Annotated in this window: 23 protein-coding genes; 7 read left to right on the top strand and 16 right to left on the bottom strand. The window is 69.2% G+C overall.

What is annotated here, in order from left to right; translation table 11 throughout:
- Positions 1–136: 136 nt before the first annotated feature.
- The 9 genes from GR168_RS15390 to GR168_RS15430 form a co-directional block, all read right to left on the bottom strand.
- Entirely contained in the window at positions 137–997 is an 861-nt protein-coding gene (locus GR168_RS15390) for a DegV family protein (RefSeq protein ID WP_159371130.1), read from the bottom strand.
- A gap of 4 nt (positions 998–1,001) precedes the next feature.
- On the bottom strand, positions 1,002–1,826 hold the full coding sequence (octT, locus tag GR168_RS15395; RefSeq protein WP_159371131.1) for a diglucosylglycerate octanoyltransferase: 825 nt from the start codon (positions 1,824–1,826) through the stop codon (positions 1,002–1,004).
- Positions 1,827–1,839: 13 nt separating this feature from the next.
- Positions 1,840–2,553 (bottom strand): histidine phosphatase family protein, encoded by a 714-nt coding sequence (locus tag GR168_RS15400; protein ID WP_065632728.1) that lies wholly within the window; start codon positions 2,551–2,553, stop codon positions 1,840–1,842.
- Positions 2,550–2,912 (bottom strand): ribosome silencing factor, encoded by a 363-nt coding sequence (rsfS, locus tag GR168_RS15405; RefSeq protein WP_004023080.1) that lies wholly within the window; start codon positions 2,910–2,912, stop codon positions 2,550–2,552. Before rsfS ends, GR168_RS15400 begins: the two co-directional genes overlap by 4 nt.
- A gap of 10 nt (positions 2,913–2,922) precedes the next feature.
- On the bottom strand, positions 2,923–3,702 hold the full coding sequence (nadD, locus tag GR168_RS15410; RefSeq protein ID WP_058252105.1) for a nicotinate-nucleotide adenylyltransferase: 780 nt from the start codon (positions 3,700–3,702) through the stop codon (positions 2,923–2,925).
- Positions 3,703–3,750: 48 nt separating this feature from the next.
- On the bottom strand, positions 3,751–5,145 hold the full coding sequence (locus tag GR168_RS15415; protein WP_065632726.1) for a VWA domain-containing protein: 1,395 nt from the start codon (positions 5,143–5,145) through the stop codon (positions 3,751–3,753).
- Positions 5,145–6,089, bottom strand: a complete 945-nt coding sequence (locus GR168_RS15420; RefSeq protein ID WP_175401209.1) for a MoxR family ATPase — start codon at positions 6,087–6,089, stop codon at positions 5,145–5,147. Before GR168_RS15420 ends, GR168_RS15415 begins: the two co-directional genes overlap by 1 nt.
- Positions 6,089–7,402, bottom strand: a complete 1,314-nt coding sequence (locus GR168_RS15425; RefSeq protein WP_159371132.1) for a glutamate-5-semialdehyde dehydrogenase — start codon at positions 7,400–7,402, stop codon at positions 6,089–6,091. The genes GR168_RS15420 and GR168_RS15425 overlap by 1 nt, the downstream gene beginning before the upstream one ends.
- Positions 7,403–7,507: 105 nt before the next feature.
- The gene (locus GR168_RS15430) at positions 7,508–7,774 is read right to left on the bottom strand and encodes a metal-sensitive transcriptional regulator (protein WP_137808987.1); all 267 of its coding nucleotides are present in this window, start codon (positions 7,772–7,774) and stop codon (positions 7,508–7,510) included.
- A 192-nt stretch (positions 7,775–7,966) separates the two neighbouring features.
- Between GR168_RS15430 and GR168_RS15435 the strand changes: the two genes are divergently transcribed.
- Both GR168_RS15435 and GR168_RS15440 read left to right on the top strand, forming a co-directional pair.
- Positions 7,967–8,371 (top strand): DUF302 domain-containing protein, encoded by a 405-nt coding sequence (locus tag GR168_RS15435; protein WP_159371133.1) that lies wholly within the window; start codon positions 7,967–7,969, stop codon positions 8,369–8,371.
- 38 nt (positions 8,372–8,409) lie between these two features.
- A complete protein-coding gene (locus GR168_RS15440) occupies positions 8,410–9,015 on the top strand; it encodes a DsbA family protein (protein ID WP_159371134.1) in 606 nt (201 codons plus the stop codon).
- Positions 9,016–9,065: 50 nt separating this feature from the next.
- Here GR168_RS15440 and GR168_RS15445 read toward each other — a convergent pair whose 3' ends face one another.
- From GR168_RS15445 to GR168_RS15455, 3 genes are all read right to left on the bottom strand, one after another.
- Complete coding sequence (locus tag GR168_RS15445) at positions 9,066–9,836, bottom strand: HNH endonuclease family protein (protein ID WP_159371135.1); 771 nt, start codon at positions 9,834–9,836, stop codon at positions 9,066–9,068.
- A gap of 117 nt (positions 9,837–9,953) precedes the next feature.
- Positions 9,954–12,200, bottom strand: coding sequence for an ATP-dependent DNA helicase RecG (gene recG, locus GR168_RS15450; RefSeq protein WP_159371136.1), 2,247 nt, complete (start codon positions 12,198–12,200; stop codon positions 9,954–9,956).
- Positions 12,197–13,846 carry a DAK2 domain-containing protein gene (locus tag GR168_RS15455; protein WP_065632722.1) on the bottom strand — a complete coding sequence of 550 codons (1,650 nt, stop codon included), beginning with the start codon at positions 13,844–13,846 and terminating at the stop codon, positions 12,197–12,199. The genes recG and GR168_RS15455 overlap by 4 nt, the downstream gene beginning before the upstream one ends.
- A gap of 281 nt (positions 13,847–14,127) precedes the next feature.
- Between GR168_RS15455 and rpmB the strand changes: the two genes are divergently transcribed.
- The gene (gene rpmB / locus GR168_RS15460) at positions 14,128–14,319 is read left to right on the top strand and encodes a 50S ribosomal protein L28 (protein ID WP_004023092.1); all 192 of its coding nucleotides are present in this window, start codon (positions 14,128–14,130) and stop codon (positions 14,317–14,319) included.
- 107 nt (positions 14,320–14,426) lie between these two features.
- Positions 14,427–15,266: an enoyl-CoA hydratase-related protein gene (locus tag GR168_RS15465; protein WP_159371137.1), complete on the top strand. Its 840-nt coding sequence runs from the start codon at positions 14,427–14,429 to the stop codon at positions 15,264–15,266.
- 229 nt (positions 15,267–15,495) lie between these two features.
- Here GR168_RS15465 and GR168_RS15470 read toward each other — a convergent pair whose 3' ends face one another.
- The 3 genes from GR168_RS15470 to GR168_RS15480 are packed head-to-tail and all read right to left on the bottom strand — an operon-like array spanning position 15,496 to position 17,802.
- On the bottom strand, positions 15,496–16,179 hold the full coding sequence (locus GR168_RS15470) for a uracil-DNA glycosylase (RefSeq protein ID WP_065632720.1): 684 nt from the start codon (positions 16,177–16,179) through the stop codon (positions 15,496–15,498).
- Positions 16,180–16,205: 26 nt separating this feature from the next.
- Positions 16,206–16,727, bottom strand: a complete 522-nt coding sequence (locus GR168_RS15475) for a gamma carbonic anhydrase family protein (protein WP_159371138.1) — start codon at positions 16,725–16,727, stop codon at positions 16,206–16,208.
- A 31-nt stretch (positions 16,728–16,758) separates the two neighbouring features.
- Positions 16,759–17,802 carry a thiamine-phosphate kinase gene (locus GR168_RS15480; RefSeq protein ID WP_159371139.1) on the bottom strand — a complete coding sequence of 348 codons (1,044 nt, stop codon included), beginning with the start codon at positions 17,800–17,802 and terminating at the stop codon, positions 16,759–16,761.
- Between the two features lie 225 nt (positions 17,803–18,027).
- Between GR168_RS15480 and GR168_RS15485 the strand changes: the two genes are divergently transcribed.
- Positions 18,028–18,273, top strand: a complete 246-nt coding sequence (locus GR168_RS15485; protein ID WP_058252118.1) for an Lrp/AsnC ligand binding domain-containing protein — start codon at positions 18,028–18,030, stop codon at positions 18,271–18,273.
- 84 nt (positions 18,274–18,357) lie between these two features.
- Positions 18,358–18,951, top strand: a complete 594-nt coding sequence (locus GR168_RS15490) for a DUF3515 domain-containing protein (protein ID WP_068970242.1) — start codon at positions 18,358–18,360, stop codon at positions 18,949–18,951.
- A 14-nt stretch (positions 18,952–18,965) separates the two neighbouring features.
- Here GR168_RS15490 and GR168_RS15495 read toward each other — a convergent pair whose 3' ends face one another.
- Entirely contained in the window at positions 18,966–19,973 is a 1,008-nt protein-coding gene (locus GR168_RS15495; protein ID WP_058252120.1) for an NAD(P)H-dependent glycerol-3-phosphate dehydrogenase, read from the bottom strand.
- 144 nt (positions 19,974–20,117) lie between these two features.
- Here GR168_RS15495 and cofC point away from each other — a divergent pair, with 144 nt between their 5' ends.
- Positions 20,118–20,855, top strand: a complete 738-nt coding sequence (gene cofC / locus GR168_RS15500) for a 2-phospho-L-lactate guanylyltransferase (protein WP_065632753.1) — start codon at positions 20,118–20,120, stop codon at positions 20,853–20,855.
- The last annotated feature ends 48 nt before the right edge of the window (positions 20,856–20,903 follow it).

A 20,903-nucleotide genomic window follows, 5' to 3' on the forward strand; every position in this document is an offset into this window, starting at 1 on the left:
AGACTGGCGCCGAGGCCGAGTCATCGGGGCGGCGGACCGGCGTTAATCTGGGTTGCGCATCGCATGAGGCGACCTCCGGCGACCCTCGTCGACTCGCACTCTGCGCGAACTTCTAGGCCACGCGGGACGCCGACCGTCAGTCTTTCTCGAGACCCTCGATCGGTTCGAGGTGCGCGGCGATCACGACGCCCACCGCGCCGGGGCCGACGTGGGTGCCGAGGATGGGACCGAGATCGACGGTCAGCTCGGAGGTCACCACCCGCAACTTGGCGTGGACTGCCGCGCGCAGTTCCTCGGCGACGTCCGGGCTCTGACAGTGCTGGATGCCGACCGTGACCGCACGCCCGCCCGCGGAGTCGGCGGCGGCGTCGACCATCTTGTCCAGCGCCTTGGAGAACGTGCGATGACGTTCCTTCAGCGTCAGGGTCCCGTCGACCATGTGCAGGATCGGTTTGATGGACAGCGCTGATCCGAAGAGTTTGCCCGCGGCGCTGATCCGGCCACTGTTGCGCAGATTGTCGAGCTGCTGCACACACAGCAGCGAGTCGACGGTCGCTGCCTGTCGGATGGCGGACTCGTAGACGCGGTCCCGGTCGGCTCCCCCGGCAGCGGCCTGGGCGGCCGCGACGGCGGTGAAACCGACTGCGAGACCGACAGATCGGGAATCGACGACGCGAACCTGCCCGGAAAACTTCTCCGCGGCCATCCGCGCCGAACTCCAGGTCCCCGACAACCGACGGGACATGTGGACGGCGACGACGCCGGCACCCTGACTCGCCTCGAGCGCGGACTCAAAGTGTTCGGAGAGGTCGTTGGGGTTGGCCCCGGAGGTGGTCACGCCCGGTGTCGTCACGATGTCGGCCGGGATGTCGTCGACACCTTCGCGGTAGTCCTTGTCGCCGACGGCGAGGTGCAGTGGAACCTGCCGTATGCCGTAGTGCTCGGTCACCGACCGCGGCAGTCGGGACGAGGAGTCTGTGACGACGACGACAGGCACGCGTCTACGTTAACGGGTTCACGCGCCGGGCCTCCACGGGCGTCGGGGTCGGGCCCCCGGCGTCGCGATTCGCGCGCCGCCGGACGGCGTCGACGACCGGGGCGACCACGTCGGCGATCCCCCGATGGCACGAGAAACCCCAGTGGATTCCGTCGGGATTCATCTCGGCGGTGTCGTCGTCGAAGGCGTCCCGGGTGACCGGGTAGAAGTCGACACACGGTAGGCCGTGGCTCGACGCCCATCGCGACATCGCCGCGGTCGTCGGGATCCGCCCGGCATGGACGTTGCCGTAATACGGACTGCGGTGGGTGGGCGGCAGGCACACGACAATCGGGAGGTCCGGACGCAACTGGGCGAGCGCCGCGCGGATCTTCTCCAGGTACTCGATCGTGACGTGCGGCGGCAGCGCGAGCGGCCATCCGAGGTGCGACCCCCGCGGTTGTATCCACGCATAGGCCGCGCGTACTCGTTGCCGCAACCCGTCTGGCCTGATGTAGCGGATCTGCTCCCGGAAAGCCGTCGGAAGCGGCGAGGGCAGAGTGTCCATCCCTCCGAATGCGAGCACGACGACGTCGGCGCGGGGCACGGTGGCCCAGATGTTCGGGTCCTGGGTGAGGGCCCACCAGACGTCCCGGCTCGTCCACCCGATCCGGCCGAACAGCCGCACCTCCGAACGCGTCGCAGCGCCCACGAGCATCGGCCAGATCCGAGGGTCATCCGCGGGCAGACCGCCCTGCGGACCGTAGTACGCGAGCGAGTCGGACAACACCAGCACACATCGCTCCCGCGCATCGGCAGCGTATGGACCGGGTCCGGCGGCCTCGGTCATCGGCGGACGTCGCTCACTGCACCGCCGGGTCGGAGTCCTCGGCGGACGCGTTCCACACGTCCAGGCGCCACCGCGGCAGTTCGCCGGGCATGCTGTGCCCCGACAGCTGCACCCAACTCGTGTTCGCGAGCCCCCCGAAGACGGGCCAGTTCTCGACCGGCAGCCCGAGCAGCGCCGCGGTCATCGCCGCGATCACTCCCCCGTGGGCCACCAGCACCACCGGCGCCTCCGGGTTGTCGCCGACGCCCCACTCCGGCAGCAGCTCGATCAACTCGTCGACCAGGGGGGTGGAGCGGCGGGCGACGTCGACGCGGCTCTCCCCACCCGGCGGCGTCCAGGTCGCGTCATCGCGCCAGACGGCGCGCGCGCCCGGCATCGCGGCATCGACGTCGAGGTGCGTCAGACCCTGCCACTCACCGAGGTGTGTCTCCCGTAGGCGCACGTCGGTGGTCACCGGCAGACCGGTTCGATGCGCGAGCGCCTCGGCGGTGTCGCGGGCCCGCCGCAGATCCGACGACCAGATGACCACCGGTTGCCGCTTGGCGAGCTCGACCGCCGCCGAACCAGCTTGCCGGACACCGAGTTCGGACAAGTCGGTGTCGATCTGGCCCTGCATCCGACTCGCCGCGTTGTACTCGGTCTGCCCGTGCCGCAACAGGATCAGGCGCCGCACCACCGGGGTGAGACGTTCGACGGCGGTGTCGTGTGAGTCGGGACCGCCACTCACGACAGCCCGTCCACCTCGACCACCGGGCAGTCCTTCCACAGACTCTCCAGCGCGTAGAAGCGTCGTTCGTCGGTGTGCTGGATGTGCACCACGATGTCGGCGTAATCGAGCAGTGCCCAACGACCTTCGCGCGTGCCCTCGCGCCGCAGCGGCTTGTGGCCGGCCTCCCGCAGCTTCTCCTCGACCTCGTCGACGATCGAGTTCACCTGACGCTCGTTGTCGGCGGAGGCGATCACGAAGGCGTCGGTGATCACCAACTGCTCCGACACGTCGATCACCGTCACCTCGTGGGCGAGCTTCTCGGCCGCGGCCAGGGCGGCCACCTTGGCCATCTCCAGCGCTTCAGCTGACGCAGTCACACTTGTCCTCTCATTCGGTCACGGCCTGTTCGCCCAGGGCGCGGCCCGACCCGTCGGTATCGCCCTGCAACTCCCCGGGAGGAATTTCCTCGGGCGGGAGCCGCTCGGGGCGGTTGGCCCCCGGAAGCGCCGGGGCGGAGACACCGGGCGACGACGCCCGGGGCGCACGATACAGCTTCCGCTTGGCGATGTACTGCACGACGCCGTCGGGCACCAGGTACCAGACGGGCCGACCCTGCAACGCGCGCGTCCGGCACTCGGTGGACGAGATCGCCAGCGCCGGGATCTCCAGCAGATGCAGGGTGTCGGCGGGCATGGCCTCGAGATGGTGGGCCAGGTGCGTGGCGTCGAGCTCGTACCCCGGGCGGCTCACGCCGACGAATCGGGCGAGGCCGAACAGTTCCTCCCAGTCCTGCCACGACAGGATGGATTCCAGCGCGTCGGCACCGGTGATGAAGTACAGCTGGGCTTCCGGGAGCAGCGCTCGCAGGTCGCGGAGCGTGTCCACGGTGTAGGTGTCGCCGTCGCGGTCGATGTCGACACGACTGACGCTGAACTGCGGATTCGACGCGGTCGCGATGACCGTCATGAGGTAGCGGTCCTCCGGCGGGCTCACCGTCGTCGCCTCGCCGATCTTCTGCCAGGGACGGCCGGTCGGGACGAAGATCACCTCGTCCAGCGAGAACCGGTGGGCGACCTCGCTGGCCGCGACGAGGTGCCCGTTGTGGATCGGGTCGAACGTGCCGCCCATCACGCCGATACGGCGCGCACGCGGGCGGTCGGGTGACATGGACGGTCAGTCTACGCGTCGAGCACTGGTGCGAATCGGCAGCGCTGGTCAGATCGGCAGGAGGTCGGCGATGACCGTGCCCAGTTGTGTGGCGTTCCGGCATTCGAACATGTCGATCACGTCCGCGTAATCGGTCGCGACCGAGTCACCCGTGCCCCAGTGCTGCTTGGCCTCCGGGTTGAGCCAGTAGGCGTGCCGGGCCCGTTCCACCAGTTCGGCGAGCGCGTCGGCGTGCGGATCGTGATAGTTGTTCCGCCCGTCCCCCAGGATCAGCAACGCACCCCGGTGGGTCAGCGTATCGCCGTAGTCGGCGACGAACCCGGCCAGCATGTTGCCGTAGTCCGAGTGACCGTCGCGGGTGGAGATCCGCGCGGTGGAGATCATGTGGTGCATCGCCGCACCGAAATCCTCTTCGCCGTGGTCGAAGTAATCGGTCACCTCGTCGACGGTGTCGACGAAGGCGAACACCCGCACCTTCGAGAACTGTTGCCGCAGTGCATACACCAAGCGCAACGTGAACTGACTGAACCCGGCCACCGACCCCGAGACGTCGCAGATGATGATGAGTTCGGGCCGCCCCGGTCGGGGCTTGCGGTGACTGAGTTCGATGGGTACCCCACCGGTGGACATCGAGGCGCGCAGCGTCTTCCGGACGTCGACCGCGCCGCGGTGAGCGCGCCGTCGCCTCGTCTCGAGCTTCGCGGCCAGCAATCTGGCCAGCGGTTCGATGGTCTTGCGGATCTCCACCTGTTCTTTGGCACCCGCCGACAGGAAGTTGACGTTCTCCGGTAACGGGGGCACCGCATAGGCGCCGACCTTCTCGCGGCCGTTGCGGTCGGCCATGCGCCGCTGGGTCTCTCGCTCGATCGCCGCACGCAGATCGTTGGCCTTCTGGCGCGCCGCCTGCCGGTAGAGCGGTTCCGTACCGGCCCGCCCGCCGTCCCCGTCGCCATCCCCGGCCATGGCCGCCGCGATCTTCGCGATCAGTGTCTGCGGACTCACCGCGGTGATGGCCTGATAGGCCGAGAACGCCTCGCCCCGAGTCGATCCGTAACGCCCCAACTCGTCGACGATCATCGCGATGGCCTGGTCGAGCCGGCCGTCGTTCGCCGACGCGTCGTCGGCGAGCATCTCCGCCAGCGCGTCCCGGACCGCCTCGACATCGAGCTCGCCGTCGGGGGTGCGCGGGAGATCCTCGGTCACGGTGCGCATTCCGGCGCCGACCGGGAACCACAGGTCGAAGACCCGGTCGAACACACCGCGATGGGCGTGATCGACGAGCAGTGTCGTCGCGAGCCCCTCGCGTAGACGGGGGCGTTCGAGGAGGTCGAGGACCTCCATGGCACTCGCCGCATCGATCAGCGCCGACGGCCCGACCACGATCCCGCGACGACGCAACTCGTCGACGAAATCGGTGAGGTGCGCGACGAGCGGAGCCGTCATCAGCCCAGCTTGAGTTCTTTGAGAGCCGTCTTGAGGTCCGGCCGGTGCTTCAGCACGACACCGAGAGTCCGTGCGATGAGTCCGTCGTCGAATCCGCCACCGCTCTTGGCCGTGGCCTTCTCCCCGGCTCCCAGCGCCAACAGCGTGTTCGCCCAGTCGATCGTCTCGGCCACCGACGGCTTCTTGCGGATGTCGAGTGTGCGTAGGACACCGACGATCCGCACCAGCTCGGCGCTGAGCGAATCCGACAGGTTCGGCACCCGCGATGCGAGGATCTCCTTCTCGCGCTCGGCATCCGGGAAGTCGATGTAGAGGTACAGACAACGACGCTTGAGTGCCTCGGACAGCTCGCGGGTCGCGTTCGACGTCAGCAAGACGATCGGACGACGCTGAGCGGCAACGGTTCCCATCTCCGGGATGGTGATCGCGAAATCGCTCAACACTTCCAGCAGCAGCCCCTCCATGTCGACGTCGGCCTTGTCGACCTCGTCGATGAGGAGCACGGTGGCACCCTCGCGCGAGATCGCCTTGAGCAGCGGCCGCGGCAGGAGGAACTCGTCGGAGAAAATGTCGGCCTTGGCCTCATCCCACGCGCGGTCCCCCGTCGCCTGGATGTGCAGGATCTGCTTGGCGTGATTCCACTCGTACAGCGCGCGGGCCTCGTCGATGCCCTCGTAGCACTGCAGGCGGATGAGTTCGGCATCCGTGGCCGCCGCGATGGACCGGGCGAGTTCGGTCTTGCCGACACCCGCGGGTCCCTCGACCAGCAACGGCTTGCCGAGACGGTCGGCCAGGAAGGTCGAGGTCGCGGTCGCGTCGTCGGCGAGGTAACCCGTCGCCCGCAGGCGACCGACGACGTCGTCGACACCCTCGAACGACGGCACGACGGCCGGGCCCGAGCCGGTGTATCCCGCGGTCCCCGCGTCCGGGGTCGTCGCGCTCATCAGGCGGGCCGCACGTGGCCGTTGCCCCAGACCACCCATTTGGTCGAGGTCAGTTCCGGCAGACCCATCGGGCCGCGGGCATGGAGCTTCTGGGTGGAGATGCCGATCTCGGCGCCGAAGCCGAACTGCTCGCCGTCGGTGAAGGCGGTCGATGCGTTGACCATGACGGCGGCGGCATCCACGCGCCGGGTGAACTCGTCGGCGGCCGCCAGGTCGGTGGTGATGATCGCCTCCGTGTGGCCGGTTCCGTAGGTGTCGATGTGGGCGACCGCGGCGTCGAGCCCGTCGACCACCTTCATCGCGATGTCCATCGACAGGTATTCCATGGACCAGTCGTCCTCGGTGGCCGGCTCCATACCCGGCTCGTCGCCGTGGATGACCACGCCCTGGGTCTGCAGCACCGAGGTGATCCGCGGCAGCGCGTCGGCCGCGACGGCCTTGTCGATGAGCACGGTCTCCGCGGTGTTGCAGACACTCGGCCGGCGGGTCTTGGAGTTGAGAATGACACGCGCCGCGACATCGAGGTCGGCGAGTGCGTGGACGTAGACGTGGCAGTTGCCGACGCCGGTCTCGATCGTCGGGACCGTCGCATTCGACACCACGGCCTCGATGAGCCCCGCGCCGCCACGGGGGATGACCACGTCCACGAGTCCGCGCGCCCGGATGAGCGCGGTCACGCTGGACCGATCGTCGCTGGGCAGCAGCGACACCGCATCCGCGCTGACCCCCTTGGCCGACAGGGTCTCCCGCAGCACGCGCACGAGTTCGGCGTTCGACGACGCGGCCGACGACGAGCCACGCAGCAGCACCGCGTTCCCGGACTTGAAGGAGATCCCGAACGCATCGACGGTGACGTTGGGGCGCGCTTCGTACACGATGCCCACGACCCCCAGGGGCACGCGCAGCTGACGCAGCTGCAGCCCGTTGGGGAGGGTCTTCCCCGCAACCACCTCACCGATCGGGTCGGGGAGCACGGCGACCTGCCGCAGACCGTTGGCGATACCGGCCACGCGCGAGGCGTCGAGCCGCAGCCGGTCGAGCAGGCTCACCTCGATGTCGGCCGCCTCGGCACGTGCGATGTCCTCCGCGTTCGCGGCGAGGATGGTGTCGGTGGCCGCCTCGATGGCGTCGGCCGCGGCGAGCAGGACCTCGTTCTTGCCCGCGGTCGTCAGACCGCTCAGCAAACGGGACGCCGATTTGGCGGCACGGGCAAGCCCGAGAACGACCTTCTCCGTGTCGGACTTCTCGGTGTCGGACTTCTCGGCGCCGGAGCCGCCTTCGGCAACGGACTGCTCTGCGGTGGGTGCGCTCATCAACATCCTCGACTTCGGTGGTTCCGGGCGCGACCGCCCGGAAAGTGCCGTTCTCAGAGTAACGCCGCAGGTTCGGAGTCCCCAACGAGATCCACGGTCGGCGCCTCAGGCGAGTGTGAGGAAGAGCTTCTCCAGCTCTGCCTCGGTCAACGGCGGTTGCTCACCGTCAACAGTCTCGATGCACTGCCGCATTCCCGAGGCCACGATCTTGAAACCGGCGCGGTCGAGCGCACGGGACACCGCGGCGAGCTGTGTGACGACGTCCTTACAGTCGCGCCCCGCCTCGATCATCGCGATCACACCGGCGAGTTGCCCCTGAGCTCGGCGTAACCGGTTGAGGACCGCGGCCGTCGTCTCGTCGTCACCGGTCATCACTTCTCCTCCAGTTCGCGGGTGGCGGCACCACGTACGGGCGACCCGAGCGGGTCGGCCGTGGTTTGGCCGGCCACGTACATCGGTACCCGACATCGGTGTCGGCGACCAGGATACCCCCAGGGGTATGGTGGTCCCGGGTGCAATACCCCAGGGGGTATCTACCGTGCCATCGAACAGAAAGGAATCGCGATGTCTCTCGCTCTGGCCACCACGCTGCCGGTCCCGTTCGCGGAGGCCGTCGAACGAACCCGCACCGCACTCGCCGACCAGGGATTCGGCGTTCTCACCGAGATCGACGTCCAGGCGACGCTCAAGACGAAACTCGACGAGGACATGGAGCCGTACCTGATACTCGGCGCCTGCAATCCGCCGCTGGCGCATCGGGCGCTCGGCGTCCAGCGGCAGATCGGGTTGCTGTTGCCGTGCAACGTCGTCGTGCGCTCCGACCCGGGCAATCCCGACCACACGCTCGTCGAGGCGATGAACCCCGACCTCATGGTCCAGGTCTCGGGCGAACCCGACCTCGAACCGGTCGCACGTGATGCCGCGGAGAAGTTGCGCGCCGCGATCGATTCCCTGACCGCACAGTCCTGAATCCCCTTGCACATTCGTCCGAGACCAACGGAGTTCTCATGACCCACTTCGATTTCCACTTCGACCCCGTGTGCCCCTTCGCGTGGGCGGCCTCGCGGTGGCTCATCGACCAGGCGCAGGCACACGATGCCTCCGTCGACTGGCACGTGATGAGTCTGGCCATCCTGAACGAGGACCAGGAGCCGGATTCCGACGAGCAGCGGCAGCAACTCGACACCTCGCGGAGGCTCGGACGTGTGTTGATGGCGGCCGTCGACGAGTCCGGGACCGACTCCCTCGAACCGCTCTACTCGGCGATCGGCCGACGGCTGCACCACGCGGGCGACGAGATGACTCCCGCGACGGTGTCGGAAATCCTCGTCGACACCGGCCTCCCCGCCGGCCTGGCCGAGGCCATGGACGACGAATCGTTCGACGACGCCCTGCGCGCGTCGCATCAACGCGGCCAGGATGCTCTGGGCGAGGCCGGCGGCAGCCCCATCACCGGGATCGACGGCAACCATTTCTTCGGTCCCGTCCTCTCCGACATCCCGACCGGCGACGACGCGGAGGCGCTCTTCTCCGCACTCGTGACCCTCGCCGGCACCGAGGCCTTCGCGCAGATCAAGCGTCCCGCCGACGGTCCGCCGTCCTTCTCGCCGTGATCCCCGGGCCCGGCCGGAGTCCGCTCCACCCTGTCATCGGCGCGGCGGCGTCACTCACACCGCAGCGCCTCCGACAGGACGCGTCGGGAGGGTTCGTCGATCGCCAATCCGTATGTAGCCGTGACGATCACGAACTGAATCGCGTACTGGCACCAGAATCCACGGGCCGGTGGCATCCAGCGCGCGGGTTCGGAGTCGCTCTTGTCCTGGTTCGAACGCCCGTCGACGGCAACGAGATTGGCGGGGTCGTTCGCGAAGTCCAACCGCCGGTCGGGCGGCCACGCCCACGCTCCCATGTCCCAGGCATACGACAGCGGGACGATGTGGTCGATCTGCACCGCCGACGCGCTCCGATCGCGCCGGAAGACGACGAAGTCGCCGGTGTACGGGCTCCGCAGTTCGCCCGCCAGTACGGCACGCGGACAACTCGACGTCGGGCCGGCTCGGATGTCGTGGAGATCCCGAGCCAGCACGTCGTTACGGGTGTCGCACCCGTTGCCGCCTCCGGGAACGGACCCGGCGTCCGACCAGGCGCTGCCGAACGCGGCCCGGTCGTAATCCTGTCGGTCGGTACGCCCCGCACTGATCGGGATCGAGGCGAGCGACGACGCCGCCTGCCCCGCCATCGCCCGAATCTTCGGGTCGGTGTCGGGACCGGCCCGAAAGGCGTCGACCCCGACGGCGACCACCACCGCCGTGACGACGGCGGCGACGAGCACCGCCCACTGCCGTGGCGACCAGGACGGCGAGTCCCGCGGCGTCCAGCGCATCCATCGGATTCGCATGCGGAGTCGTCGCAGCGTCGGCGAACGCATCACCATGCATTCTCAGACGCACACGGCGACCTTCTGGTTCCGTGTGTCGATCGGCCCGGCACCGGTGTCGCAGAACGTGGCGCCAGGCGCACGACACACGACAACTGGCGCTCGGGGCGTCGGTCAGGACTTGTCGAGGTACGCGATCTTGTTCGGCACGAGGATTCCGTCGACGAGGTCGGCGAGCGGCCGGTGTTCGAGCAGCGTGATGTCCTCGCTCACCACGTCTTCCGCGAGTTCGCGGGCGTCCTCGATGACCTCGACGTCCTCGAGCAGGGACAGGAACCGCAACGACGTGTTGACGCCCGACTGTAGGGACCCGAGCAGATCACCCTCCCGGCGTTGCTCGAGATCGACTCGCGCGAGCTCGAATCCGTCGTTCGAACCGGCCACGGCGCGGAGGCGGTCCATCGACGGCGAGCCGTCCCGGGCATTCGTCATCAGCAGGCACAGGCCCGCATGCCGCCCGCGTCCCACACGACCGCGCAACTGATGCAGCTGGCTCACGCCGAACCGATCGGCGTCGACGATGACCATCGTGGTCGCATTGGGCACGTCGACACCCACCTCGATGACGGTGGTGGACACCAGCACGTCCACCTCGCCCCGACCGAAGGCATCCATGACGGCGTTCTTCTCGTCGGCGGGTAGGCGGCCGTGCAGGAGCTCCACGCGTCGGTGCGCGAACGGGCCGGCGACGAGGGCCTCGTACTGCTCGAGGACCGAGGTCGTCCGCGGGCCCTTCTCCTCGTTGTCGTCGGGCTCGGGTTCGGGCCCGTCGCCGATACGCGAGCACACGACATAGACCTGACGGCCGGCGTCGATCTCCTCGTTGGCGCGCGACCACACCCGGTCGACCCATGAGGATTTCCCGGTGGGCACCACCGACGTGGTGATCGGCTGCCGGCCGCGCGGCAGCTCCCGGAGGACCGAGGTCTCGAGGTCACCGAAGGCGGTCATGGCGACGGTCCGCGGGATCGGCGTCGCGGTCATCACGAGGAAATGCGGTATCCGCCCGTTGCGGCCCTTGCCGCGCAACACATCTCGCTGCTCCACGCCGAAGCGGTGCTGTTCGTCGATCACGACGAGTCCGAGGTCGAAGAACTCGACCTTGTCCTCGAGGAGCGCGTGGGTCCCGATCACGATCCCGGCCTGGCCCGTCACCACGTCGAGGAGCGTCTCGCGCCGGCCCTTGGTCTTCATCGAACCCGTCAGCAGCGCGAGGCGCGTCGCGCCGTCGGCCGCGGTCAGTTCGCCCGCCTCGGCGAGGTCGCCCAGCATCGTCTTCATCGTCCGGTAGTGCTGTGCGGCAAGCACTTCCGTCGGGGCCAGGATGGCGCACTGGTACCCGTTGTCGACGACCCGCAGCATTGCCAGCAACGACACGAGTGTCTTCCCGGACCCGACCTCGCCCTGCAACAGCCGCGACATCGGCTGCGCGCGGGCCAGATCCTCGGCGAGCTCCTCCCCCACCTCGACCTGACCGTCGGTCAGGGTGAACGGGAGTCGGTCACGCAACTTGTCCTCGAGACCGCCGGGCACGCGTGGACACGGTGGCGCCGACTCGCTCCGCCCCGCCAGCCGGCGCTGCGCCAGCACGGTCTGGATGGCCAGCGCCTCATCGAACTTCAGCCGATGGGCGGCGACCTTCACGTCGTCCTCGGCATCGGGCAGGTGGATCTTGCGGATCGCCTCGTCGGTGCTGACGAGACCCCGCGCGCGGCGTTCGGCTTCGGTAAGTGCGTCGGGAATCGGCGCGCTCTCACTCAGGACCCGACGGACCGCGCCGAGGATGTCCCAGGTCTGAATGTTCTTGTTGGCCGGGTACATCGGCAGGATGTCGCGGTCGAACATGGTGACCAGGGGGTGATCGCCGCGCTCTCCGGTGATCTGCTCCTCGATCGCGTACATCTCGGTCAGCATCTTGGAACCGACGACGTCCTCGATCTCCGGATCGCCGTCGGGAAGGATCATCCATTCCGGATGCGACAACTGGATCTGGTCGCGGAAGTACTTGACCGCGCCGGCCATCATCACCCGTGCACCGGGTCGGAACAGCCCCTTGAGGCGGTGGGCGTTGAAGAAGCTGGCCTCGTAGACGTCGTTGTCGTCGGTGACCTTCACCTTGAGGAACGACCCTTTGCGGCTCCTCATCTTGATGAGATCGGACTTGGTGATCCGTCCGACGATCGTCAGCCACTCACCCGGTTCGGGCCGCTCCTGGTCGACCACGTGGCCGCGTCGGATGTACCGGCGGGGCGTGTACCGCAACAGCTCCCCGACCGTGTGCACGCCGACGGTGGCGAGCTGTTCGGCGGGCTTGGTCCCCAGGACGTCGGACAGCGAATCCGACAGTGCCAGTTCGGTCACTCCACACCCACCTGGACGAGATCGGTGCGCTGTCCGGTGCGGTACACCGCCAATTCGATGCCGGGGTAGCTGCGCCGCATCTGCTCCGCGACGGCCTCGAGGGCGGCCTCGTCGACCTCGACCCCGGCGAGCACCGTGACGAGCTCGCCTCCGGTGGAGAGCATGAGGTCGACGAGGGCGGTGCACGCCGACGTCTGATCCGGCGCCACGACGAGCACGTCGTCGCCGATCAGCCCCAGCACGTCACCGACCTCGCTCATCCCCGCCAGCGTCATCATCCTCGTGGTCGCCGACTGCAGCGATCCCCAGCGTGCCCCGGCGGCGGCCTCGGCCATCGCGTAGGCGTCGACGTCGGGGACCTCGCTCGGATCGTGCACGGCGAGAGCGGCGAGGCACTGGGTCATCGACGACGTCGGCAGCATCAGGACCGAGCGCTGGGTGGACCGCACCTCGGTGGCGACCGTGACGAGATCCTGCGATGTCAATGCGCCGTTGGCCATGACGACGACGTGCGCGCTGTCGGTGTCGCGGATCGCGCGGCCCAGCTCGTGGGCGGAGAGTCCGTCGTCGGCGCGCAGCACGACCGCACCGGCCTCGCCGAACAGTTCGGCCGCGCCGTCACCGGACACGACGACCACCACCGCCCGTTTGTGCCGGGGCGGCGGCTCAGCCGAATCCGCCTGTGCCCGAATGGCATCGAGAGCGAAGCAAGTGATCCGGACATCCGAGAGCTGCCCGAGGCCCGCGCCGGCCTCGACCGCCGCACCCGGGTGGCAGGTGTGGACGTGTACCGAGAAGCGTTCGCCCTCACCGCTGGAACTGTCGCCGACGATCACCACCGCGTCGCCGAGTTCGTCCAGACGTTCGCGCAGTTCGGCGATCTGCTCGCCGGCCGCGCCGTCGAGGAGGTACATGACCTCGAAGTCCTGGTCGCTCCCGTCGAGGCAGCTGTCGTCCGGTCCGTGACCGAGCGTGGTGCTGTCGGTGAGGATGCCCCGGTAACGCCGGCGGCGGTGCGAGACGCCGGTGATGACCTTGACCATGGCGTCCACGATCGCGAGGAAGCCACGCCCGCCCGCGTCCACCACGCCCGCGTTCGCGAGCACCGACAGCTGTTCCGGGGTGCGTTCGAGCGCTTCGGCACAGTCGTCGGCGACGGCGCGCACCTGGTCGGCCGGGGACTCGTGCTCGTGCGCCGCGGCCGATTCGGCGGCGACCCGCACCAGCGTGAGGACCGTACCCTCGCGCGGTTCGCTCACCGCACGGGTCGCCGCGAGCGAACCGAGACGCAGACCCAGCGTCGAGAACTCGGCGAAGGTCAGGGCGTCGGTGTCGCCCAGGATCTCCGCACCGTCCGCGAGTCCGACCAGCACCTGCGAGAGGATGATCCCCGAGTTGCCCCGCGCCTGCGCCACCGCGCCGTCGGCCATCGCGCGGGCGACCTCGGGCAGCGACGCGTCGGGCGGCGTCTTCTCGACCGCCTCGGCCGCGGCCCGCATCGTGAAGAGCATGTTGCTCCCGGTGTCCGAATCGGGGATCGGGAACACGTTGAGGTCGTTGATCTCGCCGCGCAGCGACTCGAGCTGTTCGACCGAGACTCGGGCCCAATCGCGCAGCAACTGCGGGTTGACGGTGCGGGCGATCACACGGTGGCTCTTTCTCGCAGACGCGGCGCGCGACGTACTGTGCTCTCGCGCGCAACGTGACCGGCTGGTGAGGTTGTGGGCAAGGTTACTCGGGGTGTCCGACCGTGCGGCGCGCCCGAGCGGGACCGGGTGGCGGATCGGCTCGGATTTGGTCACGCCACCACGACCTGGTTATCCTTGCAGGGTTGCCTTTCGCCTCGAGCGCGCACACCCACCGGTGGTGCCGATCGATCCGAGCGGCTGAACACCAGACCATGATCATCTACCAAGGGAGTTCGACGATGGCTGCCGTCTGCGATATTTGCGGCAAGGGCCCGGGCTTCGGCAAGTCGGTGTCTCACTCGCACCGCCGTACCAACCGCCGCTGGAACCCGAACATCCAGTCCGTTCGCGTGGAGGTCGCCCCCGGCAACCGCAAGCGCAAGAACGTCTGCACCTCCTGCCTGAAGGCCGGCAAGACCGCAGCTGTCTGACCTCCTCGCCCGTCCGCGGGTGGGAGTTCGAGAGCACGAGACCCGATGCCATGAGCGCAAGCTCCCCGGCATCGGGTTTTTGGTGTGTGCGCGATAGGGTTTCGCGCATGGCCTCATCGAACCCCACCGCCCCCGCTGCCGTAGACGACACCGACGCTCTGGTGCACGAGCGCAACGGCGTCCTCACCATCGCGGTCTCGACGGCGGGCGCGGGCAACTCGCTCGACGACGCCGCCCTCGCCGCGGGAACCCAGGCACTGCGCGAGGTCGCGCGTGGACAGCGTGACGTGGGGGCGGTCCTGCTCGTCGGGCTGGGCAAGAACTTCTGCGCCGGCGGCAACGTCCGCGCCTTCGCCGGTGCGGACGACCGCCCGACCTATCTGCGCGAGATCGCCGACAACTTCCACCAGCTCGTCGGCGCCCTGTACGAGGCGAACCGCCCCGTCGTCGTCGCCGCGAAGGGCTGGGCCGCCGGCGCGGGCATGTCGCTGGTGTTGCACGCCGACGTCGCCGTCGGTGGTCCGTCGACCCGGCTGCGGCCCGCCTACCGCGGTATCGGTCTCACTCCCGACGGGGGTCTCACCTGGACCCTCCCCCGCGCCGTCGGCGCTGCCCGGGCACGCCAGATCATCCTGACCGACCGCGTCATCGGCGCCGACGAGGCCCAGCAGTGGGGGCTGCTGTCGGAGATCGTCGCCGACGACGAGGTCGAGTCCGCCGCGCGCACGGCCGCCGAGGCCATCGCGTCGGGTCCCCGTGACGCCGACGCGATGACCAAGCATCTGTTGGCCGTCTCCGCCGACACCACGTTGGTCGAGCACCTCGCCCTCGAAGCCCGCTCCATCTCCGAACGGTCCGGACTGCCCGAGGGCATCGAGGGAGTTGACGCCTTCGTCGGCAAGCGCGCGCCGGACTTCACCCGGGGCCGTGCCACCACCGCCCCCTGATCCGAAAGAACTACATAACCATTGCTCCCTGAGGTGCGAGGAGCGCCAGCGACGAGCCACGAAGGGCCTGGTGAGACAGGTTGCGGAGCCCTTCGTGGCTCGCTTCGCTCGCACCTCAGGGAGCAGAGATGTGGACGCTCAAACAGTGTTCTTTCGTAGTCCACGACGGCCGCCAGGCCGCAGGTACTGAGGTGCGAGGAGCGCGTCGAGGTCGACGAGCCTCGAAGGGTCACGGCAGACGCCACTCCACCGGTTCGGCGCCGAGGTCCATCAGTTCCTCGTTGGCCCGGCTGAAGGGTCGGGACCCGAAGAACCCGCGCGAGGCCGACAACGGTGACGGATGCGCCGACACGATGGTCGGGACGTCGGGCAGCCACTTCTCCAGTCCCGCGGCGTCCCGGCCCCACAGGATCGCGACGAGCGGCTCGTCGCGGGCGGCAAGCGCCTTGATCGCGCACTCGGTCACCTCTTCCCAGCCCTTCCCCCGGTGAGAGGCCGGCTCGCCGGGGGCCACCGTGAGCACGCGGTTCAACAGAAGCACACCGTTGTCCGCCCAGGGCGTGAGATCCCCGGTGGTCGGCATGGGGTAGCCGAGATCGGCGCAGTACTCGGTGTAGATGTTCGTCAGGGAACGCGGGATCGGGCGCACGTCGGGCGCCACCGAGAAGCTCAGTCCGACGGCGTGTCCGGGCGTCGGGTATGGATCCTGCCCGACGATCAGCACGCGCACGTCGTCGAGGGGGCGCGTGAATGCCCGCAGGACATGTTGTCCCGCAGGCAGATAGCGCCGCCCCTCGGCGATCTCGGTGCGCAGGAACCGGCCCATCTCGGTGATGAGCGGCTCGACCGGGGCGAGCGCCTGCGCCCAGCCCGGGTCGATCAGTTCGGCAAGGGGTTTGGGTGGTGCGGTCACTCGATTGCCTCCGTCGTGGGCGGTCGTCAGTCCAGTCGTTTCAGGGCGGTGCGATAGTGCTGCGCGTTCTGGAAGTACATCTCGCAGTTGAGTTCGGTGTGCCCCTCCGGTACCACGTAGCCGTCGCGGAGCCGGGCCGGTACACCGAGCGCCATCCGTCGCGAGGGAACGTCGAACTTGAACGGGACCACCGCGCCGGCTCCGACGATCGCGCCATCGCCGACCGTGGACCCGTTCAGGACCACCGATCCCGAGGCGATGAGGCAGTCGTTTCCGATCGTCGCGCCCTCGATGTGCGCGTTGTGTCCGACGACGCACCGTTCGCCGATCACGGTCGGGTCGAGAACCGTGCAGTGGATGACGGTGCCGTCCTGGATGTTGCTGCGGGCGCCGACGGTGATGGTCCCGTAGTCGCCGCGGAGTACCGCGCCCGGCCACACCGAGACACCGTCGCCCAGGGTGACCGCGCCGATCACCACCGCGTCCGGGTGCACGTAGGTGTCCTGTCCCAGGACCGGTTCTCGGTCGTCGAGTGCGTAGATCGCCATGAGGCGACTCTAATGGTGCGCCCCGGGGACCTCAGTCACCAGTCGGGTCGGCGAAGGACTGCCACCCGTGCAGTTCGAGACCGTCGGGCCCACCGACCCGGCGGTCGTCGACCCAGACCTCGGGCGCCGACGAGGACTTCTCCCCCACCGAGCCGATGACGGTCCACCCTGGCGGCACCACCGCGGGCCCGCCGAACGCCGCGAGCAGGTGATGGTCCTCGCCGCCGGCCAGTACCCAGCGGTCGACGTCCGCCCCGAGTTCGCTTGCCGCGGCAGCCAGATCCGGGCGCCGCGGTACGGCGTCGCCATGCACGGTCATGGCGACCTGGGCAGCCCTCGACATCGTGAGCAGTTCCTCGACCAGACCGTCGGAGATGTCGGTCATGGCGTGCGCACCTGCCGCCGCGGCGACCGGCCCCTGGGTGAGGTCGGGGTTCGGAACTCGGTGCAGTGCAACCAGTTCCGACCAATCGCTGACCACCGGACGCGGATCGGACAGCACCGCGAGTCCCGCGGCGCTGGCCCCCAGCGGACCGCTCACCGCGAGGACGTCACCAGGCCGGGCACCGCCCAGCGAGACGGGGGGCCGACCCTCGAGCGCGCCGACCGCGGTGACACTCACCACCACCTGACCGGCCGCGACGAGGTCGCCGCCCAGCACCCGGGCCCCCTGTCCGTGTGCCGCGCGGACCACGCCGTCGTTGAGGTCGAGGACGACGCCGACCGGCGTGTCCGACGGACACGCGATGGACACGACGAGACCCGTTGTGCGGCCGCCCATCGCGGCGACGTCGGCGGCACTCTGCACCACCGCGCGGGCGCCGACCTGCTCCGGCGTCGACCAGTCGAATCGGAAGTGGCGCCCCTCGACGACGGTGTCGGTGCTGATCACCGCCGATCCCCCGATGTCGAGAACGGCTGCGTCGTCACCGGATCCGATCACGATGTCGTCGGCGGGCTCACCGGAGGTCGCGGACGCGGTCAACGCGGCGATCACGGCACGCTCACCGATCGCCCCGACCGTGTCGGTCCGGTCGATCGCGCGGTCCTGCCGACCTGTCTCGTCGAAGGTCACTCGTCGGGGCCTTTCCTCTTCCGGTCGCGCGCGCACGGGGTTGTCGGTGACAATGTGTGCCACAGTGTATGGGGCCGCCGGGCGAGAGCGATCCGCAACAGTCCGGCCGCCCGCGGCAGTCGTGCACTGCCCGACGACCGCGCATGCGCCGAGCCGCCGGTACGACAGCCCGTGTCGACGATGTGCCCCATACGATGTGGCCCGGGAACGACACAGACGGAGAGGATGTCCGTGGTTCAGGCATACATACTGATCCAGACCGAGGTCGGCAGGGCCGCCCTCGCAGCCGCGACCATCGCCGAGATCGCCGGGGTCGCCTCGTCGGAAGAGGTCAGTGGGCCGTACGACGTGATCGTCCGGGTCGACGCCTCCGATGCCACCCACCTGACCGAGAACGTGGTTCCGCAGATCCAGAAGGTGGACGGGATCACCCGCACCCTGACCTGCCCGGTGGTCCCCACGACGCGCTGAGGGGCGTCGGCCGGCCGCCCACGACGGGTGATCGTGACGGGTCCCCGTGCGCGGGTTCGGCAGACCGACTCCTACTGTTGTGGGGTGACGTCAGCAGGTTCGGATGACACCCAGCAGGATCCCGTCGACGGCGAATCCGCCGAGGACTCCGCGCGGTATGGCGGCGGCGGACGTCTCAGCCCCGCACTCGTCGCGACCCTGGTAGCCATTCCGGTGATGGTGCTCGCCGGCTTCATCGTGTTCGCCGCGATGCGCCCCGATCCGGTGACCCCGATCGAGTCCTACGACTCCGTCGGCCCGGTCGCCGCGGAGTGCACCCGCTTGCTCACCGAAGCACCGGACACCTTCGAGGGTTTCGGCACCAAAGAGGTCTCCGGCGACCGCGCGACGTGGCCGTCGACCGGCCCGGGCGACGACATGACACTTCGGTGCGGGGTGACCCGACCTGCCGAGCTGTCTCCCACCAGCAATCTCCAGGAGATCCACGCCGCCGGCCAGGCCGGGGTCCAGTGGTTCATCACGGACACGGTCGACGGCTCGGGCCAGGCCTATGTGTGCGTCGACCACCGGCCCTATGTCGCGATGTGGATTCCGACGAACGCCGGCAACGGACCCATCACCGACATCTCGGGACTGATCGACCGCACCCTCGAACGGGGACCGCTCGACTTCGGCTGATCGGCGGCGGGCGCTCAGTCCCGGTAGATCTCCGGCTTGGTGCTGCGGCCCAACAGCGAATTGACCGCGTCGGCCACCGACATGCCGTCGTGACAGACCTGGTGGACCGCGTCGGTGAGCGGCATCGGCACCTGGTGTCGCTCGGCCAGCGCACGCACCGACGAGCACGACTTGACGCCCTCGGCGACCTGCCCGTTGGTGGCCTCCTGAGCCTGCGCCATGGTGGCACCCTCCCCCAGCCGCGCGCCGAACGTGCGGTTGCGCGACAACGGCGACGAACACGTCGCGACGAGATCCCCGATCCCGGCGAGACCCGCCAGCGTCTCGATCTGCGCGCCCACCGCGACGCCCAACCGGATCGTCTCGGCGAGCCCACGAGTGATGATCGTCGCCAGGGTGTTCTGACCGAACCCGATGCCGCTGGCCATCCCGCAGGCCAGCGCGATGACGTTCTTCGCAGAGCCGCCGATCTCACATCCGACGACGTCGGTGTTGGTGTACGGCCGGAAGTATCGCGTACTGAACGCGCTCTGCAGCGTCACCGCCCGCGCCTCGTCGGCACAGGCGATCACGGTCGCCGCCGGTTGACCCTCCGCGATCTCGCGTGCCAGGTTCGGCCCGGTCAGCACCGCGATCCGGTCGTCGGCGACACCGGTCACCTCGGCGATGACCTCACTCATCCGCAGCAGGGTGTTGGATTCGATGCCCTTGGCGAGCGACACCAACGACGCATCCGACCCGATGTAGGGCGTCCACTGCGTCAGGTTGGGGCGCAACGACTGCGACGGGACACCGCAGACGACGACGTCGGCGCCGAGCAGGGCATCGACCGCCGAACTCGTCGCGGTGAGCGCGGCGGGCAGCGCGATGCCGGGTAGATAGTCGGCGTTGACGTGCTCGGTGTTGATCGCCTCGGCGAGTTCGGGTCGCCGCGCCCAGATCACGGTGTCGGTACCGGCATCGACCAGCACCTTCGCCACCGAGGTTCCCCAGGAACCCGCACCCATCACCGCTGCGCGCACCGCAACCTCCCACCGGGCAAGCCCAATTCCGTATTCCCACCGCCGGCGCCGGCCGGACGGCCGACCCTGCTCACCCTAGTGCCTGCCGGGTATGGCCGACCCGGAATGTCACCGACCAGGGGTCGGTGCATCATGATGGTCGGCATGGAACACAGCACCGTCGGCGCGGGCGCCGACTCGACGGTCGTCGACGCGGGGGGCAACGAGCCCGTCGCGACGTCGGTCGCGGCCGTGCTGGCGGTCAAGAATCTGCACCGCGCGAAGTCACGACTGGCGGCGACGCTGTCCACCGCATTCGAGGGTGACGACCCCGTCGCCCGGGGTTCCCTCGTCCTGGCGATGTTCCTCGACACCGTCGACGCCTTGCGCGGCGCCGGGATCTCTCGGCTCGTCGTCGTCAGCCCCGACGACGAGGTGCTCGCCGCGGCGCGGCGCTCGGGCATGCGCGGCCTGAGCGAGTCGCCGCACCGGGCACCCGCGGACGCCGGTCTCAACTCCGCGTTCGTCGAGGGTGCGCGCTGGGCGCGCGAGGCGTGGCCCGAGTCGACGGGCCTGATGTACGTGCAGGCCGATCTGCCGGCGGCGACGAGCACGTCCGTCGCCGCCGTGTTGCGCGCCGCCGGTGAACACCGCTCGAGCTTCGTCACCGACCGGGACGGATCCGGGACGGTGCTGCTGCACGGCACCGGTACCGGCGTCCCCGCTCCCCGTTTCGGTCCCGGTTCGGCGGCCGCCCACCGGGCCGCCGGCGCCGTCGAACTCGACCCGGCCGGCCGGGAGTGGGCCGACCTGCGCACCGACGTCGACACCGCGGCGGACCTGGGCGTCGCCCGCGAGCTCGGCCTCGGACCGCACACCGTCGCTGCGCTGCGTCATCTCTGACCCCGACCCGCAATCGACAAGCGTCCGACCGGCGGGCGTGTACGCCGG

This window comes from Gordonia sp. JH63 (assembly GCF_009856645.1).
Classification (GTDB): domain Bacteria; phylum Actinomycetota; class Actinomycetes; order Mycobacteriales; family Mycobacteriaceae; genus Gordonia; species Gordonia hongkongensis.